This window comes from Bacteroides sp. OF03-11BH (genome assembly GCF_003604005.1).
Lineage (GTDB): Bacteria > Bacteroidota > Bacteroidia > Bacteroidales > Bacteroidaceae > Bacteroides > Bacteroides ovatus.
The window spans coordinates 50,254-69,894 of sequence record NZ_QTMW01000021.1; the positions used below are offsets into that span (position 1 = coordinate 50,254).

The 19,641-nt window shown below is 40.4% G+C and carries 10 protein-coding genes; 4 read left to right on the forward strand and 6 right to left on the reverse strand.

The genetic code is table 11. The features are described from left to right. Positions 1–13 precede the first annotated feature (13 nt). From DXA54_RS16070 to DXA54_RS16090, 5 genes are all read right to left on the reverse strand, one after another. A complete protein-coding gene (locus DXA54_RS16070; RefSeq protein WP_004301867.1) occupies positions 14–1,765 on the reverse strand; it encodes a RagB/SusD family nutrient uptake outer membrane protein in 1,752 nt (583 codons plus the stop codon). A 31-nt stretch (positions 1,766–1,796) separates the two neighbouring features. After that, positions 1,797–5,015, reverse strand: coding sequence for a SusC/RagA family TonB-linked outer membrane protein (locus tag DXA54_RS16075; RefSeq protein ID WP_120080033.1), 3,219 nt, complete (start codon positions 5,013–5,015; stop codon positions 1,797–1,799). A 112-nt stretch (positions 5,016–5,127) separates the two neighbouring features. After that, complete coding sequence (locus DXA54_RS16080; protein ID WP_120080035.1) at positions 5,128–6,162, reverse strand: FecR family protein; 1,035 nt, start codon at positions 6,160–6,162, stop codon at positions 5,128–5,130. Between the two features lie 114 nt (positions 6,163–6,276). Further along, the gene (locus tag DXA54_RS16085; protein ID WP_120080037.1) at positions 6,277–6,840 is read right to left on the reverse strand and encodes an RNA polymerase sigma-70 factor; all 564 of its coding nucleotides are present in this window, start codon (positions 6,838–6,840) and stop codon (positions 6,277–6,279) included. Positions 6,841–7,008: 168 nt separating this feature from the next. Next, complete coding sequence (locus tag DXA54_RS16090) at positions 7,009–9,144, reverse strand: alpha-N-acetylglucosaminidase (protein ID WP_120080039.1); 2,136 nt, start codon at positions 9,142–9,144, stop codon at positions 7,009–7,011. Between the two features lie 457 nt (positions 9,145–9,601). Between DXA54_RS16090 and DXA54_RS16095 the strand changes: the two genes are divergently transcribed. The 4 genes from DXA54_RS16095 to DXA54_RS16110 are packed head-to-tail and all read left to right on the forward strand — an operon-like array spanning position 9,602 to position 15,568. Then, complete coding sequence (locus tag DXA54_RS16095) at positions 9,602–10,900, forward strand: AAA family ATPase (protein WP_008650996.1); 1,299 nt, start codon at positions 9,602–9,604, stop codon at positions 10,898–10,900. 4 nt (positions 10,901–10,904) lie between these two features. After that, the gene (locus DXA54_RS16100) at positions 10,905–11,513 is read left to right on the forward strand and encodes an RloB family protein (protein ID WP_061411400.1); all 609 of its coding nucleotides are present in this window, start codon (positions 10,905–10,907) and stop codon (positions 11,511–11,513) included. Positions 11,514–11,541: 28 nt separating this feature from the next. Further along, on the forward strand, positions 11,542–13,740 hold the full coding sequence (locus DXA54_RS16105) for an ATP-dependent endonuclease (RefSeq protein ID WP_061411394.1): 2,199 nt from the start codon (positions 11,542–11,544) through the stop codon (positions 13,738–13,740). Then, positions 13,718–15,568, forward strand: a complete 1,851-nt coding sequence (locus DXA54_RS16110) for a UvrD-helicase domain-containing protein (protein ID WP_032852892.1) — start codon at positions 13,718–13,720, stop codon at positions 15,566–15,568. Before DXA54_RS16105 ends, DXA54_RS16110 begins: the two co-directional genes overlap by 23 nt. A 71-nt stretch (positions 15,569–15,639) precedes the next feature. Here the strand turns inward: DXA54_RS16110 and DXA54_RS16115 are convergent, their stop codons facing one another. Next, positions 15,640–19,641 (reverse strand): Eco57I restriction-modification methylase domain-containing protein, encoded by a 4,002-nt coding sequence (locus DXA54_RS16115; RefSeq protein ID WP_061411396.1) that lies wholly within the window; start codon positions 19,639–19,641, stop codon positions 15,640–15,642.

Genomic DNA, 19,641 nt, shown 5'->3' on the forward strand with positions numbered 1-19,641 from the left:
CTTTAATAGTTGATTAATCGATTTGTTTCACACTATAGATACCGGCTTCTTCTTTAGTCATTTCATTGCCGCCTCCGTATCCCGGATTTTGCTTCAAGACATTGCTGACAGAAATTGACTTTTCCGGAATAGGAAAAAGCTCATAATGATCGTCGTTAGTAGGTTTATGATCCCACCAAGAACCTGTTGTATACAACCCCCAACGACGAAGATCGGTACGACGACGCTGTTCACCCAGAAACTCGACCATCCACTCATCAAGAATCCGGTACTTGTCGATATTCGTTTCGGTCACCGGATCAGGATCGGCTTTATTCTCGAAATTGCGTTTACGCACTTCATTGAAAAGATTGGCTGCTTCTTTTTTATAGCCGCTTCTATATTTACATTCAGCAAGCATATAATAGATTTCAGCAAAACGAATAACCGGATAATCCGGATTAAAAGCAATGGTTTTGTCGATATTGTCGGGAACCGGTAGTTTGCACAAACGTATTCCGGAATTCTCTTCCCCGGTACTTATATTGGAGGGAAGCTCATTCACTGAAGAATATTCTCCATCTTTCACTTTCTTGAATTGTGCCACCTGATCGACAAATTCAAGAACCTCACCCGGATATTCGTACAGTCCCGTACACTTCACCTCTGTACCACTTCTTGATGTACGCTGTAATTTTCCATAAAGGAACATTCCTTCGTATTTTCCATTCCCTTTATACAAGTACAATTTTTTACGAAGATCTTTATTGTTGAATTTGGCAAAAGGTCGCCCAAGCTTATCCGTATAGGGATCCCCATTGGGTTTAAGAGACGGCTGAAGATGCATACCATTAGTAGAAGAATAGCCGCTTAGATCAAAATAGTTCTTTGCATTATAATGATTATAGCGTTCGAACTGCCATTGAAACAAAGTGCCTTTTGCATATTGCGACTGAACAGACCACATTACTTCCTTAGATTTATTATTGTCGAAAGTGAAAGGACCGAACCAGTCTTCCTCCAATTCGTAATAACCGTATTTGCCATCTAATAGATCCTGGCAGACCTGCGCACATTCAGCAAAACGGTTCTCTCCCATGTAGACTTCCGCATTAAAATATAATTGAGCAAGAAGGGCGGCGGCAGTTCCTTGACGTAAATAGCCTTCTTCCAGCATATCTGCTCTTTTTTTCTCTAATTTGGGAATAGCGGCAAGCAACAGTTCTTCCACATAATTAAAGGTTTCGCGTGCAGTGGAACGTGGAACTTCCTCGGTAGTAGAGCGCCGGTAAATAGGCATACCCCCATAGAAATCAAGTCCCCGCAGATAAAAATAGGCAACCAATGTCTGAAGTTGCATCTGATGATCTGCTTTCAATTCTTCCGTCATGCCCAGTGATACATAATCCACACCGGATAAGTCTTCCTTACAAGCTAAAGCCATTGCCACTCCCATGCCTACCCCACGCCAGGTTTCTTCGTTGTTGGGGTGAAGAGGTGTCCAGTCGTGATGCTGCAGTTGGGAATATCTGACATCATTGTAATGTATTCCTTTTTGTGTGACACACATCTCATCTGTTGTACATTCTTGAAGAATGGCACGGTCGAATCCGTGAAACCAACGCCAATGTGTGAAAGAGCGTACCAAGAAAGAATAAACAGTTTCCTTAGACGTGAAATAAGTGTCCGGAGTGACTTCGGAATACCACTTCTCATCCAGATTTGTACAACCGGATGACACCAGAAGGGTGAGGAAGGAGATAATGATTAAAATATTTCGTCTCATATCATTTTATTAGTTTATAGGTACTTTAATATTAGAATTGGATTTTCATACCAACGGTATATCTACGAGTTTCAGGATAAATATTATTAAACCATTCATAACCAGGGTCCAGTCCGTTGACATTCACTTCCGGATTAAGTCCTGAATATTTCGTGAAACATGCCACATTCCGGACGGTCAGGTAAAGATCAATCTTATCTATATATTTCTGCCACTTTTTCATGTTAAGAGAATATCCCAGACTAATGGCGTCTATCTTTAAGAAAGTGCCGTCCTCAAGCCAGTAATCGCAAAGCTGCTTTACTTCTTTGATGTGCCGGTTGTCAATGTACGCATTGCGAAGAACGTTCTGGCCTGCTACTTCAGAAAGTCCATAGTACATATTTATGGTATTAAACACGTCGAAATCGATCCAGCTACGCAGGTTGATACCTAAAGAGAGGTTCTTGTAAGTGAAGGTATGATCCCATGATACCATCAATGCAGGAATAGCATTACCGATGTACCGCTTGTCATCATAGGTGGTCTTCTTATCGCTAAGAATCACATTGTCGTTCTTATCATACAGAAGCCATCTTCCATTATCCGTGATACCGGCATATTTCCAGATATAATAGCTTCCGATCTTTGTTCCTGCTTCAATTCTTCCGGCTGATCCGTTCGTTCCCGGTGACGGGAATCCTACACGATCCTGGTAAGTATTATTCCCCCACAAAGAGGTAATTTTGGAAGAAGAATGGGATAGACGCATGGTAGTTGTCCAGTTAAAGTCTTTCGTTTTAACAGGCACTCCGCCAATCTCAAACTCCCATCCGGTATTCTCAAGATTACCATAATTCATGGTCGTTTTCTCGTAAACGGCGGGAGGATTGGGTACACTGATATTGTATAACATTCCGGAAACTCTTCTTTTATATATATCGAACTTTCCAAAAAGCCGGTTATTCAGAAACGCATAATCCAAACCGATGTTAAGCTCTGCTTTCTTTTCCCAATGCAAGTCATTATTGACATTACGAGCCGGTCCATAAGAAGTGATCCATGTACCGTTATAAGGCCACATTGAATTGGAGGAGTACATGGCTGTGGATGCTCCTGCAGAGAAATTGTTATTTCCCGTCACACCATAACCGACACGTACTTTGAGGTCATCAAGAAAACTGACATCATGCAGAAAGGCTTCATTGGATATACGCCATCCACCTGATACAGCCCAGAATGTTCCCCAGCGATGATTCTTTCCAAATTTGGAAGATCCCTCATGACGAACACTTCCGGTAACCATATAGCGATCTTTATAGCTATAATTCGCCCGACCAAAGAAGGAGATAAGACGTTCACGAGGATATTTGTGAGAAGACATAGCTGCTTTTCCATCAGAAAGCCAGCTGCCTGTTCCCATATCCCAAGCTCCTACTCCATCCACAGGGAAATCGAAGTTAGACATATCAAAGTTTTCAGAAATGTTTTCCCAATAGCTATATCCGGCCACCGCACTAACCGTATGGTCATCTGCAAAAACACGCATGAAATTAATGGTAGGTTCAAAAGAAACATTTACTGTTTTACTATATCCGTGAAATCCCTTTCCTTTATAACTTCCATTCAAAGATGTTCTGTGTAATGCGGATACATAATGCGTCTGCTGATACTGGCAATCTTCCCATCCGAGAGTGGCTTGTGCCGAAAATCCGGCAGGCAGATTGAGCTTTACCGTAGCATCCGCCTTGAGCCATTTATCAACATTATCCGTCTGCTTGAGCATAACTTCCGCTAATGGATTGTAATATTCACTACCACCAACCAATACATTATAGCCTGTTTCACTAGTACTATCATAAACATGTTCCGTTGGATTCATCTTCAATGCCATGTCGAAACAGGAACTACTGCTCCGCTGATCCCGATGTGCTTCACGATATTCTGTATGTAAGCCTATTTCCAGCAAGTCATTGAGAAGATTAAAGTTTGCATTGATACGCCCCGAATAATCTTTACGATTATCGCCTATCGCAATACCTTTCTGATCCTGTGCCATAATAGTGGCATATATTCTGGCTGTATGTCCCCCTCCCGAAAGGGTGACAACATGGCGCTGGGAAAGTGCTCCCTCATTTAAAAGTTCACCGTACCAATCGGTAGACGCTCCCAAATCTGTTCCTACACCGAACCTCACGAAAGCATCGCGATCCAGGACCTGTGGTCTTCTGGAAACTTGTTCGGTGGACAGCTCGCCTGTATATGATAATGTGATAGGACCTTCTTTCGCTTTCTTGGTAGTCACGAGAATGACACCACCAGCTGCCCTTGTTCCGTAAATAGCACCTGCAGAGGCATCCTTCAAAACATCAATGGATTGAATATCTTCCTGACTGATAGAACGCAAATCACCACCAGGAATTCCGTCTATCACAATCAAAGGGGAAGAAGAAGCATTGATGGAAGCTACCCCACGAAGCTGGAAACTAGCAGAGGCATTCGGACTGGAAGTTTCGGAAACATTCATACCGGAGATTTTTCCTTTCAGAGCAGTCGCAATGGTAGAGCCTCCCAATCCAGTCACTAAATCTTTTGAAGATATGGAAGTAATGGAGCTGGTCACAGCACGTTTCTCCATTGTTCCATAACCGATAACGACTACTTCATCCAGCAACTGATGATCTTCTTTTAATACCAAAGACAAGCTTGTCCGATTTCCCACCTTTACTTCAAGAGACTGAAAACCGATATATGAAATCAGTAATACAGCATTTGACGCAACTGACAGGTTAAATTTTCCATCCAAATCAGAAACTGTACCTTTCCCGACCACTCCTTTCTCCTGAATACTGGCACCAATCACCGGATCTCCATTCGTATCTACAATCACTCCTTGTATCTTTTTCGAAGTTGCTTCCGTTTGCTCTTGTTTTACCGGTACGGGAACCAGAACGATATACCCTTTTTCTATCTTGTAAGTAAACCCCGTTCCCGCGAGCAACTTATCCAAAACAATAGAGAGTTTTTGTTTCTTAAAATCAACACTCAATGTCCGATTCACATCTATTTTAGTCCGACTATAAGTAATGCTTAATTGAGTCTGACTTTCAATAGCATCAAAAGCTTTCAACAAAGTTATGTTTTTTCCGGCAATAGTAATCAACTGATTCTGCCCATAGATAGTACCCAAAGGGACTATAAAGAATAAGGTTAACAATAAAATACGCAAATTACTGGTATGTTTTATAGTAAAATAAGAATTAAAATTCATACTTTTGTATATTAAATGAATACTACATTTAAGGTTCACTATTTCCTAAAATTTTAAATGATAACGGTATTTATTTCGGGTTGGACAAAAGGATCAGTTTTGTCCAACCTTTTTATGGATGGGTACCTCCTTTCTTACTCTTATTCGCCGGTGAAGCAGCTGTCAGTATCACAACCTTATTGTCTGTGACCTTGCTTTCCATACCTCCGACGGTCATTGTTACAATATGAATTGCTGCTTGAAGAGGTTCGCCCTTTCTAAGCTTAATGGTATATAAATCATTTGTGTATAAATGCGGTTCTGCCTTTATTTCTACATTATAATGTCGTCCCAATGTGTTCAGAATATCCTCCAGATGGCAATCGACAAAATTCAATTCACCACGTGTCCAACCGGAAGCCATCATCACATCTATTTTTCGTTTTTCATAATTCTTAGTCAGGTGATTGTATTCAAGTTGTTCACCGGGAGTAAGAATAAAACAGCTGTCTGGTGCCAGCAGGTTATTGATTTGCACTTTTCCATTTTCAAGAGTTGTAGTCGTTTTCCTGTCTTCCGAATATGCCTGTATATTAAACTTCGTACCTAAAGCACGAACTGATAACAAAGATGTCTTGACAATAAACGGATGTTTCTTATCCTTATGGACATCAAAATTCGCCTCTCCGGAAAGATAAACAGTACGTGTATCGCCTCGAAAGCTTTTCGGGTAAATGATACTGCTCTCTGAATTGACCTGTACCTTTGTCCCATCCGGCAAAATCAATTCTCCCCGTTCACCCATGGGAACAATATATTCTACCAATTTGCAAGAATCAGTATAATCATTTATATAATACCACGACAATAGCACTGAAAATAAGGGGATTAATATCATAGAAGCAACGCGAAGAAGCGGTTTGATTTCCCAACGCGGTTTTATTCTCGGATTTGCAAGTCCCGCTTTACGCCGAACCTCATACCATGAACGCCGGGTGGCCTCATCAGGTTCAGCGATGATATTCGTCCACTCTTCCTGTATAGCTTCTTCTTTATCTTCTGCATCAACAGGAGAAACCAGCCAACACCAAAACTTCATCTGCAAAGAGTTTTGCAGGGGATGGCGAACAAAAAAATGTATTAGTTCTGATATGCTTTTCTTTTTCATTATTCTATTCGTTTATTAATAAGATGCACGAGATAGAATACACGCACAGTCTAAAAGCTATTTTTTTCTACTTTTTTGAAAAAGGAGAATAAAAGAAGAGTTTTGTGGTCTTATTTAGAAAAGATAAAAGTGTTTCAGCATCTTGCGGATATCAGCCAATGCTTGTGTGAGATGGTTTTCTACAGTCCGTTTGTTTATTGCAAGCAGTTGCGCTATCTCATCATTGTTTTTGCCTTCTTTACGGCTCATCTCATAAATTCTTTTTCGTTGAGCGGGCATTTGCTCTACCGTATGCTGTATCAACAGCAGTAATTCTTCGGCAAACATATTTTCCTCAATGTTTTCCGCATCCTCATTCTGCTGACGGGAAAGATTCTCCTGTTGCTTTTCTCCATATTCATTCACCAAAAGTATATGTCGTAAATGCTGGTACACAGCATTCCGGGAAGTCCGATAAAGGTAGGCATTCAGATTTTCAATTTTTGCCATCTCCTCACGCTTCTGCCATAGTTTAAGGAGAATATCTTGTGCAAAGTCCTCTGCTGTTATATCATCCTGAAGTAAACCGGATATAAAACGTTTCACTCTCGGGAAATAACGCATAAACAAAACCTCAAAAGCTTTCTCATCTCCTCGTGACAAAGCTCTCAACAGTATTTGCTCTTCTGTAAATTCCATTTGCAACTATTGTGTTTAAGTATTAGTTGCAGCAAATATAAGAAATTTCCTATTAGCAATGAAATTAGAAACTCTTTATGAAAGGGGGCTAAGACAAATATAGCCGGGTAATGTTTCATACCCGGCTATATATTACGTGCATATTACTTATATATCACTTACTTTTATTTAGTTCTTCAATGTCTGTGCCTTACTCTTCTCTGCCCAGGCTTTCTCCATCCCATAGAAGTTTATTTCCTGTCCTGCAGGCTTCCCGTCCAGCTCCGCCTGTTTCTGCTCAAAGAAGGCTTTCCAACGCTGATAATACAAGTCTTTCAAGAGTCCGCTCCATTCCCGATGCGAATAATCATGTAGTCCGCCTTGATTGGCAGCAATGCTATCTCCCCAGACTGTGATTAATGCGGAAGCATTCCATTCGTACAATCGCTTTTCTTCTTCTGTAGTTCCCAAAGAACGAGCTGCATTCAACCAAGAGGAAACGGAAAATTCTTTCCGGGTAGATAACAAATGATCCTGTGCCAATATCAAGTCCAGGAATTGCTGTGTTTGTCTGCGGAAATTCTCTTTGTCCTTTCGGTCATAGCTATGTGATATTTCTTCAAGTAACACATTTCCTTTATCGGCATTACTCTGACGTACGATGTCTACCAAGTCATATTCAAAATTATTGTTTCCTTTATACTGGTCGGCAACGGAAGTAAATAGCAGGGCTGCCTTTGCTGTAGAATCCGGAGCATAAAATAGTTTGGAATATCCCCAAGTGGAAGTTCTATCCAGATGGAAACCCGGACGGGCACATAACAAAGACTCAATGGTTCCTTCACCCTGATAATCTTTCGGAGCATTGTAAACGGTGTGTCCCAATGCACGCCAAGCCTCCATTATTTCCGGTGAAACTTCTCTGCCATAACGAGCTTTCAAGTAAGTCTGCAACCATTCATCGGAAGAAAAGCGTTCTTCACGCCAAGGAAGTTCGTAAAGTAGTTCGAACATCACCGGATTATTCTCTATGCCCTCCGGGGTTGCTCCTACTCCATGCAACGTTTTCCCGTTAGTGTGTGCACAAGCATCATAATAACCGTTCACCAACTGATTCATCCGGCCGTGCAAACCGACATTACCTCCAAAATTCAACAACATACAATAAAGCCAGTCGTGTTTGCCAAAGCCCTTTTCCCGATACCACATGGAATCCGGATCTCCCCATTGGGGACGTTTCTCACTATATAAATCTAAAACGAGCAAATCTCCCTGATTAAGAGAAGCAATCATTTCTTCCCGAGGGTTCGCCTGCCAGGCCTGAATGATCCAAACAGCCTTCGGATTGGCTTTCTTCATGGCTGCCATAATGGAAGCACCCGTTTTCGCCAAGTCGACTCCTTCCGTGTTGCCTCCCTCATGGAATGGATCCATGCTGTAATAGTTGGCTTTTCCATAGAGTTTCTCCAATTCCTCATAATACATAGCGGCAAAAGAATCGAAGTGTTCATCTTCCGTAGAAAGGAAAGCCGGACGGGGGAAGCCACACCATTTACCGGGATCAGCAATCTGATAACCTAGCTTTTCACCAATGTTACGGGGAACCATTCCAGCATATCCGGGGAATACTGGTTCAATACCCAACTCCCGCATACGGGCTACGATCTTCTTCTGAAGCGCTTCTTGTTGCTGATACCAGCTATCGGGATTCGGTCCACCCCAACCCTCGAGATTATTCATTTGCCACCAAGCCATAAAGGCCGGGCCGGAAATAAATTCATTGACTTCTTCTGTTGTGTATCCCAAACGTTTCAGCAAATTGTACCAGACCACCTCCATTCCGGTGATGCTCAAAGGCATATTGATGCCATGCATTGCCATCCAGTCTATTTCTTTTTCCCAACGCTCCCAATCCCAGAAAGCCATGGAATAAGAATAAGTGCAATAGTTCAGATAATATCTGTCCTGCATGGATGTTTCCTTACGTATCTTTTCTTGTGGAAGCGGTAGTATTTCCGGTAACTTCTGCGAAAGATTATTCCAGGAAAGATGAATACCGGCTACATATTTCAGATACCAGTTCAACCCCGTAGCCAGAGACAAATCAGAGTTTCCGGTTATCAGCACTTTACCGTCTTCAGAAGATATTTCAAAATAATCTTTTAACGGATTGTTTTCATCAGCAATCATCCGAAAAAGAATTCGATCTTTCGAAGTACCCTCTGTCACACGATCTGCCAATGTATTGACAGGAGACTGTTCGGTTTGGCAGCTACACATCCATGTAGCCCCCAATAATAGAATGAATAAAAGACGTGTATACATAGTTTTATTTACAGTTTGTCAAATATAATAATTAAGAGTCGTATTTTATCTATTTACTACGTTTTATTCAATGAAATAAGAAGAATTGTGGGCGACAAGATATAAAATTCTATAATAAACTGATTTACTATATTTTATAAAGTATATAAAAGAGTAGTTTTGTAATTTAGCGCCATTTTAGTACCACTATTTAGCCATCATAAATAAATCAAGAGATGACGCAAATGACATTGAACAATTAACTTCTTTGGCTGCATAATCCACATTCGTTTACCGTCCTCAAATCAGTCAACACCTTCCGGAGATAATCAGACGGTTAATTTACAGTCCCAACAAATAGCTATTCGCTGATTTTATATTTATATTGCGTAGTTTTTCTACAATAATCGAGCTTATAGTTTGCCATGTGAGATTTTATTTATACCTTTGCACCATGCAATAGATAAAATCAACGATTATGATAGCAGAGATCAGCATTGAGAATTTTTTCTCCATTAAATCGGTTCAGAAAATCAGTTTTGAGCCATCGGCAGATACTTTTATGTCTGATGAGTATTCGTATGAAGTTAAGGACGGTGTAAGATTGCTGAAAGTGGGCATCATCTATGGTGCCAACGCTTCCGGTAAAACGAATATATTAAATGCTATTGAATTTTTCAAGATGCTGGTTTTGAGAATGCCTAAAGACAGGACTGAGAAAACTGGGGTTGTCCCTTTCTTGTTGGATGACACTTCAAGAAACGAAAAGACAAAGATGTCAATGATATTCTATATCAATCAGTCGAAGTACATCCTCAGTTTTGAATTGGATGCAAAGCATATCTATTCCGAGACATTGATTGTTTATGATTCCATTCGCCCGACCAAGCTGTATAACCGAAATTATGATACCACGACAGATTCCTCGACTATTGACTTTGGCGTAAATCTGAAAATGACAAAGAAAAGCCAGGATGTAATTTCCGGAAACACTATCAATAATTGTAGTGTGCTTGCCGCGTTTGGCAAAAGCAATGTGGAACGTACCAGGCTAAATGATGTGTATGATTATTTTGCCAAGCAAGTAAAAGATGTACTGGCTCCCGGTATGTTGCTTTCGGGATATGTCAAATCACGATTGGATAAAGACGAGGCAGGAGATTTGAAGAAATTCATTTTAAATTTCTTGAAAGCGTCCGATTTCAATATAGAAGATGTGGTATTACATGAAGAGGAAGAGCTGATTACACCTGAATTGGAACAACTGATCCAGAATGCCCCTATTGATAAAGATGCAAAGGCTGAAATGCTTAGAAAGGGAAAAATTACAAATACGGAACTGACCTTCAAGCATAAGGCAGGCGATAAAGTATATGATTTGTCGGAAGAATACGAGTCCAATGGTACCATGAGGTTCTTGGGAATGGCGGTGATACTGAATTTCCTGTTAAAGACCAATCGGTTTGTACCCATTGATGAAGTGGAGACAAGTATTCATTATGAACTGTTGGCTTATTTCTTAAAAGTCTTTCTGGCAAACAGTAATGGAACATCCCAAATGCTCCTGACCACACACGACATCAATCTTCTCAACGAGGATTTTATTCGCCGTGATACAATATGGTTTACCGATAAAGACGAACTTGGCGAAACTAAAATAGTACGTCTGTCTTCTTTGGGACTGCATAAGAATCTTTCCCCATATAATGCTTACAAGCAGGGAAAATTGGTAAAGTTGCCGTTCTTGGGTAGTCAGTATATCAACCTGAATGACTAATGATATGGGACGGACAGTAACAAAAAGTATCGCCATCATAGGCGAGGGAGAAACAGAATGGTTTTATTTCGATTCTCTGAGGATTGCGTGTCGCTATCCCTTTAAGGTCGCTCCGGATTTTCCGCAGCACAGCGACATCAATCATATACTGAAACTGGTGGAATCTTACTTGAACAAGCAATATGATTATATTGTATGTCTGTTTGATATGGACAGGCTGTATCAATATCCTTCCGAAATGCAACTGTACCAACGAGCAAAGAAAGAGTATAGCAAGAAGAAATATGCCGGAAAGGTGATGTTTGTAGAAACGAATCCTTGCACGGAGTTTTGGTTCCTGCTCCACTTCTTGCCTAATGTGGTTTGTCGGCGATACGATAGTTACGACCAATTGCTTCCTGAATTGCAGAAATATATGCCGGGGTATGAAAAGACAAAACGATATTTCATACGCACCAACCTCTATAAATACCTAACAGAGAATGGTGATTTGGAACGAGCTATATCAAACTCAGAAAAGTTATGCCAACTCTGCAAGGAATCGCCAGAGGATTTGAAGGCATATTCGGAGGTACATAAGGTGATAAGATTGCTCAATGAAATAGGGTTATAGATTTAACATTTACAAAAGCAAGTAGCGCATGAAAATACAATCTGTTCATATTAGGAATTACCGAAAATTGAAAAATTGTCATATAGATTTTGACGAGAAGAAAACAGTTTTAGTTGGTGCAAATAATAGTGGCAAGACTTCCGCTATTAGTGCTATTGTTTGGTTTCTAAAAAACACAGATAGATTCACTTTAAAAGAGTTTACCGCAACAAATTGGGCAGCAATTAATGAGATTGGCGAGAAATGGCTCGAACATGATTCTGTAGATGAAGCATTATTGGATTCTCATCAATGGGATAACATTGTGCCATCAATGGATGTTTGGATAAATGTCGAAGATGGAGAACAATATCGAGTAAATCACTTGATACCATCACTTAGTTCTTGGGATGGTAAAAAGGTTGGTGTCCGTGGACAATATGAACCCAAAGATGTAAAAAAGCTCTACACTGTTTACAAGGATGCCAAAATAAAGGCAAAAACTTTAGAGGGTACTGAAGAATGGGAGAAAGCTGGCTCTCCAGATTTATATCCAAAAAATTTATGCGATTTTTTAGGCAAAGGTCTAAATCTTAGAGAGTATTTTGATGTGAAATACTACATCATAGATCCTTCTCTTGATCCTGATAACGAAGACGAAGTGCAATCAACGCCAGACAATGAGATAGGCAACAATCCACTTGACGGACTAATCAAAGTAGATACTATACTGGCATCAAGAGATTTTTCAGATCCGGAAGGACAAACAGACAGTGATATAGATACGTTGTCTAAACAGTTTCAACAGTACTATAAGAGCAGTGGGCAAGAAGATGAGGAATTGACTTGTGAAGGGTTGAAACTCCTTGGAGGTATTGTAACAGCGAACAAAACATATGATGAAAAATTAAAAAAGACTTTTGAGGTTCCTGTTGGAGAATTGAAGAACATCAATTACCCTGGATTCCAGAATCCAGAGATAAGAATACGAAGTAAGATTCAGATTGAGGAATCCATAAAACATGACTCAGCAGTTCAATTTGCTATTCAAGGTATGGAGGAATTAGTACTTCCTGAGAAGTACAATGGGCTTGGTTATAGAAATCTTATCTCTATTTATTTGAAGTTGATTGACTTCAGGGAAAAATGGCTGAAAGAATTAAGTGAAGAAAAGAATATTGAGCCTATTCATATAGTGTTTGTAGAGGAACCAGAAGCGCATTTACATGCCCAAGCACAACAAGTATTTGTAAAGAAAGCTTTTGAAGCCTTGTGTAACAATAAACTAATTGAAGAAAATCCTTGGCTAAGCACACAACTTGTGTTAAGTACGCATTCAAATCATGTTGTCAACGAACTTGACTTGAATTGTATGCGCTACTTCAAACGAGTAATAGATGTCGGCAAAAAGATACCTGTTTCAAAAGTTGTAAACTTATCTAGTACATTCGGAACAGACGATGAAACAAAGCAATTTGTAACAAGATATATACGTTTAACTCACTGCGATATATTCTTCTCGGATGCTGTTATTTTTGTTGAAGGCCCTGCGGAAAAGATACTTGTTCCCAGCTTTCTCGCAAAAGCCGGATTAGATTCTTATTATATTTCTGTTATAGAGGTAAATGGTCGTCATGCGCATAGTTTCCGTAAACTTATTGAAAAAATTGGAATTGCAACCTTGATTGTGACGGATATAGATGCGACTGACACAAAAATAGAAGACGGAAAAGAAAAACATCCGTCCGTGATTACAGCCAAAGGAAATGATTATAAGACAGGTAATCCCTCCATTAAAAGTTGGCTTTCAGGAAAAGAACAAATAGACGATTTGTTGGCATTGGATGGAAGAGAAAAGCTTGTGAATAATGTAAGGATAGCATTCCAAACACCGGTAAACGTCAAGTGGGATAAGAATAAAGATGACTTGACTGAAGTATGTCCTTATACATTTGAAGATGCATTGATATTTACCAATCTTGAATTATTTCGACAGGAAGGGTTAAAGAAAATGGGTACTATTACCACAATAGCGAATCTGTTGAAACATAGTAATTCTGCTAATGAATTACAAAATAAGATATTTAAAAAGTTGGAAAGCAAGAGTGGTTTTCAGAAGGCTGACTTTGCTATTTCTCTGCTTTATAAAGACGATTTTGTCGATTTGGTTGCCCCAGTATATATTCAGGAAGGGCTTGAATGGATGAAGTCATATTTGGATTCTAATGGAAACAGAAATGGAGAATAATATAGACTTTCAAGTAGATGAGACACTAGAAAAGTGCATTCTTTCAACACCGCGTAAAAGTTTCTTTCTTTTTGCTGGAGCAGGCTCAGGGAAGACTTACTCTTTGGTTCTTCTTTTGAAAAAAATACATAATAGTATTGGTAAAGACCTTTTGTTGCAAGGAAAGAATGTAGCTGTTATTACCTTTACGAATGCTGCCACAGATGAAATAATCAACCGATTGGATTATAGTCCTATTTTTCATATTTCAACAATTCATAGTTTTGTTTGGGATGTTATAAAGTATTATCAGGCAGATATAAAAAGATTGTATTGTTTTTATATTGAAGAAGATTTAAAAGCGTTGGAAAAGAAGTTAGAAGAAACAGAAAAAAAGACTACCAAAACATATCTTTCCAACGTAGAAAAGTTTGAATACCAGAAAGAACGGTTAGCAAAAGCGCAGATAATAGAAAAGTTTGTGTATAATCCCAATGGCAGTAATCCTGAATATAATGCATTGAAGCATGCTGAGGTTATTAAAATATCTGCTCAAATGATTCTTGAGAACAAAATGTTACAGCGAATCATAGCACAACGATATCCGATACTATTGATCGATGAGAGTCAAGATACGAAAAAAGAACTAATTGATACTTTCTTTGAAATTCAAAGAAACTTTGCTGATATCTTTACTTTAGGTTTACTTGGAGATCAGAAGCAACGAATTTATGCAGATGGGAAGGAGAATATAGAAGATTCTATTCCTATCGGGTGGGAGAAGCCGGTAAAGAGGATGAATTATCGCTGTGCTAAACGGATAATCCAGTTGGCTAACAATATTGGAAAGGATATTGATATTCATGCAGAACAAAGACCGCGTGAAGATGCTAATGATGGTTTGATTAGGCTTTTTGTTATACAACAACGTGAGGGACTAAATAAAGATGAAATAGAGCAAAATGTGATGAGGATTATGAGTGAGCAAACCCAAGATGCAAAATGGACGACCATAGGTACTGAAGTTAAAGTTCTAACATTGGAACACATGATGGCTGCACGAAGGTTAGGATTTTCTCGTTTTTTTGCTCCACTTTATAAAGTTTCAAAATATCAGATGACATTCCTCCAGGGTTCTGTATCAGAAATAGAATTTTTCACAAAGGAAGTGCTACCAATTGCAGAATCTATAAAAGAAGATGGACGAGTTGCTTTAGAAATTTTGAAAAAATACTCGCCATTATTAAGCGGACAGAATACAGAAAAACCATATGAACTTTATTTGAAATGCAGAGAAGAAGCAATAAAGGTTGCTAATCTTGTAAATGAGAATGGAACTATCCGTGTCGTGGTAGATGAAATTATAAAATCTCAACTATTAACAGTACCGGATGTTGTAAGACAAGCGTATATGTTGAGCCCATCGGACATAGAAGATACAGTAGAAGAAGAACTACGTGCCTGGGTAGAAGTAATGGATTTACCAATTAACATGGTACGCAGCTATGATGATTATGTGAACCACCGTTCACAATTCGATACACACCAAGGGGTTAAAGGTCTTGAATTTGATCGAGTAATGGTTATTATAGATGATTCTGAAATAAAAGGATTCTTATTTAGCTATGACAAACTATTTGGTGTTAAAGATTTATCTAATGTAGATTTGAAAAATAAAGAAAATGGTAAGGAAACCTCCATTGAACGAACTCAAAGATTATTTTATGTTACATGTACTAGAGCAAAGAACTCATTAGCTGTTGTGATGTATACAAATAATCCAGAGAGAGTAAAAACTGAAACTATCAGAAAAGGCTGGTTTGAAGAGAATGAAATTATTGTAATGTAATATTGGGATAATATGCACAATAAGAGAGACTGTGCCAATTGTGAGTTACTGGACAGCCTCTCTTCTGTATATTATTCTTTTGAGGTAAGAACCTCTCGTATATACTGTTGATTCTTATCGTCAATGCCAAATAATTTATAAAGTTGGTCGTTCACATCACCATTGTAATCAATAATGCCATTGGCGTCGGAGTAGTCCAATAAGTCAGGAACCTTCTTTGCCAAAGAGGTCAAAGATTCATCGGTAAGTAAAAAGGCGAAGCGGATTATCTCGCTTGTAGCATATTTGAAAAAGTTTTTGGCTTCTTGTTCTGTAGCTAATGTTTTCAATGCTACACGAGAACGGCCAAATGCACTATGGTTATCTGCGATTGCGATTTGATTGCTACGCTTTTGTCCTCCTGCATTGGCACTTGAAACGATGACTTTCCATCTATTCAAGTGTTCCAACCCTGTTGTGATAACATTTTTATTTGCGATGTACCATCGGGCTCTGCCGCTCTTGCCAGCTTTGTCATTTGTGAAGAGTTTTATTTCTGATTTTGGGTCAAAATAATCTCCATCGTTATATTCTCTTACAAGCGTTGGATTCCGTTCGACAAAATCACTTTCAATAGAAAAGAGTTTCTGAGATAAGACAGAATCGTGCAAGCATTTGTATCTGGCAATAATAGTATCTAAACAAGAAACAATTTCATTATCAAGAGGATTTAATGGGAATAAATCTTCCTTGGGGTTATTAGCATTAACTATTATATCTTTTCCATGGATAGAATAGATGTATTTAAAACCACCACTGCCTTTCTGTGTATCTTTCATCACAATAGATAAGCCATCAGCAATACCGACTTCCTTGAACACATCTGTTGAATCAGGGAAAAATTTCAGGAAACATAAATGAGGATCATTGATTTGTGAAAGTCCAAACTGTTCAAGTCCTTTTCCTGAGCGATGAATCCATCTTGCACCGGGATAAATTAGTGAAGTGTATCTGCCCAATCTGTCACTTATTGTTTGGAAATGTTGGAATATACTTGAACTTCGTTTTTGGCCGTTGGTTGTTTCTTTTTGTGCAACAACCTCTTGATACGGTGGATTTCCTACTATCGCATTGATTTTCATCTTCTTTACTCCTGTTCTTTCTGTGATGAATTTATCTACCTGCTTGATAAAATGTTCAGGTTTGTTTTTGATTTGATTTATTAAGTCCTCGAAGTATCGAGTGTTTACCTTTGCTTTTCGGAAGCCGATAAGCGTGCGTTTGGTGATGCTCTTTGCCATAGGAGTTTTGCAGATGACAAAGATGTTTTCAGCCACTACCTTGTCCCATATACGCTGTTCATCCTCAATGCTGGACACCGAAAACAAAGAGTTCTTGACCCTTATACGGTAAATGCTGTATGCCATATACAAAGGGTATAATCCGGACTTGGAATTTATTTCAAGGATTCGGGAATCTGGGGCGAACACATTGGCGGTCACTTCGCCACGGTCAATGAAACGAGGTTCAGACAAGGTGGTTTCATAACCCTTTTCAAAGAAGTTATATCCGCCCAGACAATCGCCAAGGTGCATATTGACGACACGCCAAGGCGTAAGCACCGTTTCCTTGTCGGGATTGCGGAACGTGCTGAATATATCCGTTATACGTTCGATGCGTTCCTCCACACTAAGTTTGTCCGCTGCACGAGCCATGGCACGGATGCGCTTGCCTGCCGCACAGAATATCTCCGGGTCGTAATATTTCTTGATGCTGTTGAACTTCTGTTTGGTAACACCCTTGGGCATGAACTCCTCCCACGATTGCGGGTCAATGAGTGAAGCGAAGTTGTCAATCGTTATATCTTGACCCTCATCGCTCAACTCTGCACCGTAGATAAGCAAAGGCATACGGATGGAGATACCCCGAAGAATAGAAATAGCGGCCTCGCGGTTGTTCTTTTTCTTTTTCAGCTCTTCAAGACGTTTCTTTTCCTCTTCCGTCAAAGGTTGCTTGTCCTTGCCGCGTTTCTTGGATTTCTTTTCAAGGTCTTCAAGTTCCTCGTATTGCTCATCGGTCAGCCCTTGGTTGTTGATGTCCACCTGATTGGTCTTTGGCATTGCCTTGGTCTGGCCGATAATCTTTTTCAGGTCATCAAACTCCTGCAATTCCAAGTCATTGAGCTTCATCAACTCGTCATTATACAGGCTCTTGTCCTCGAAACCGTTGCGGACAACCCTTTCCACATAAACACGTTTGAGTTGCTCCAACATCTTGGGTACATCGAACTGGCTCATCTTAGAGCCTTCGATGGAGATAATCGGACAGAAGTTCAGGAACTCTCCCATAATCTTGCGGTCGTTCCCGCTGGTTTTTCCTGCCTTGGAAGAAATCTTTGCTGTCTCAGCAATGACTTTCAGTGTCCTGTCCGGCGCAAAGTCAAACACATAACACTGTTCCTTGACGCGTCCGTTGATGGTGGCTGGCGTCTGCACACGGAAGATGGTCTGCATATAACTTGATGCAGCGGTATTATAAGAGCCGGACAACATGAATACGCCCGTCCACGCCTTGACACTGACACCCGTGGTCAATCGTCCGCAGGACAAGGTAATGGTACGGGTGGCATCAGGATCTTTGCCGATGGCTTCTTCCACCGCTGCAAGCGCATCCTTGCTCTCTTCGTCCTCGTCACCGTCTCCTGCCACATTCACCACCTTGAAATGCTGGAATACAGGATGTGATTGTAGTAAAGCACTCATGGCACGAGCCTCCTTCACACCCGGCAACATCCATAGCGTATGACGGAAGATGTTGCGATATTCCTCGTTGGCAAACGGATAGCAACTGTCCTTGTCCTCCTTGGAGATAAGACTCAAAAATGCCTTCACATCTTTTTCATGGATAAAGTTTCCGGCTTCATTTACCCGGAAAAACTCACGGAAGTTAAAAGCCACATCTTCATCCACGAACTCATGGAGCAACCGTCCGAGGTCGTATGTATAGATGTTCATCGTGGGCAGGGAGGCGTATGGATTCGGATCACCGAAATGGGTCAAATCCCATGAAGCCTTTGCCCGTTGCTCCATCACATAGTCCCAAGTGTAAATCTCGTCCTCCTTGAAGTCGTCCAACAGGTTGAACGGAGTGCCGGAAAGACGCAGTATCTTGGTATTTGCTTTTGTCAGTTCCTGCATGACAGCCTTGCCGAGTTCTGTCTGTGTCCCTTCGTGCGCCTCGTCCACGATGATGCAATCCCAAGCGGTGGCAAACACCTCATTGTTCTTGTCGAAGTTGCCGCCCACAAGTTCAGAACCGCGCAAATCCTGCATGGAAGCGAAATAGACATATTGGCATTTACCCTGCTTCGCTCTCGCTTCAAGTGAAGCATGGCTGTCACCATTGTTCTTTGAGCCGTATGCAAAACAGGGACAGTCATAGAATATCTTGCCGAAATCCTCGAACCAGCCGCTATCCACCACAGGGCGATGTGTAAGAATCAAAGTGCGACTGAAATCCATATCCTTCACCACTTGCAATGCCGACAACGTCTTGCCAAAACGCATCTTGGCGTTCCAAAGCATCTGATTACCCCTCTTGAATTGTTTCTTGGTCTTTTCAATGGCTTCCCGTTGTTCCGGGCGGAATACAATAGGAGTCTGGTCGTGTGAAACTTCGGCGGAAGAGAGCGATTCCCGTCCCTCCTTTACGGCAACTATTGCCCGTTTGACAGTCTCAAGGTCGGTAATAAACCACTCGTTGGCCTTGTTCTCGGTATCGAATATCTTTTTTCTGATGCCGGAACGTTCCAGAACGCTATGCACTTCCTTGTCGTTGAAAGAACACAAGCCCTTTCTGCTGTTGTATATCGTCAGTTCCGTATATAAGAGGTCGTATGCGATACCAGCCGTCTGCGTATATTGGTTGATGCGTTTCTTCGCTGACTCGTTGAGAGCCTTGCTGTTCGGAGCAAGACCGAAAACATTGTCATTGTCACAAGTGGCCTCGCCCACTTTCAGACATCCCCTGTGTGCGGCATCATTGATGCGGAACACATATATCAGTTTTAATTTTAGTGAAGATGTGAATTTCAT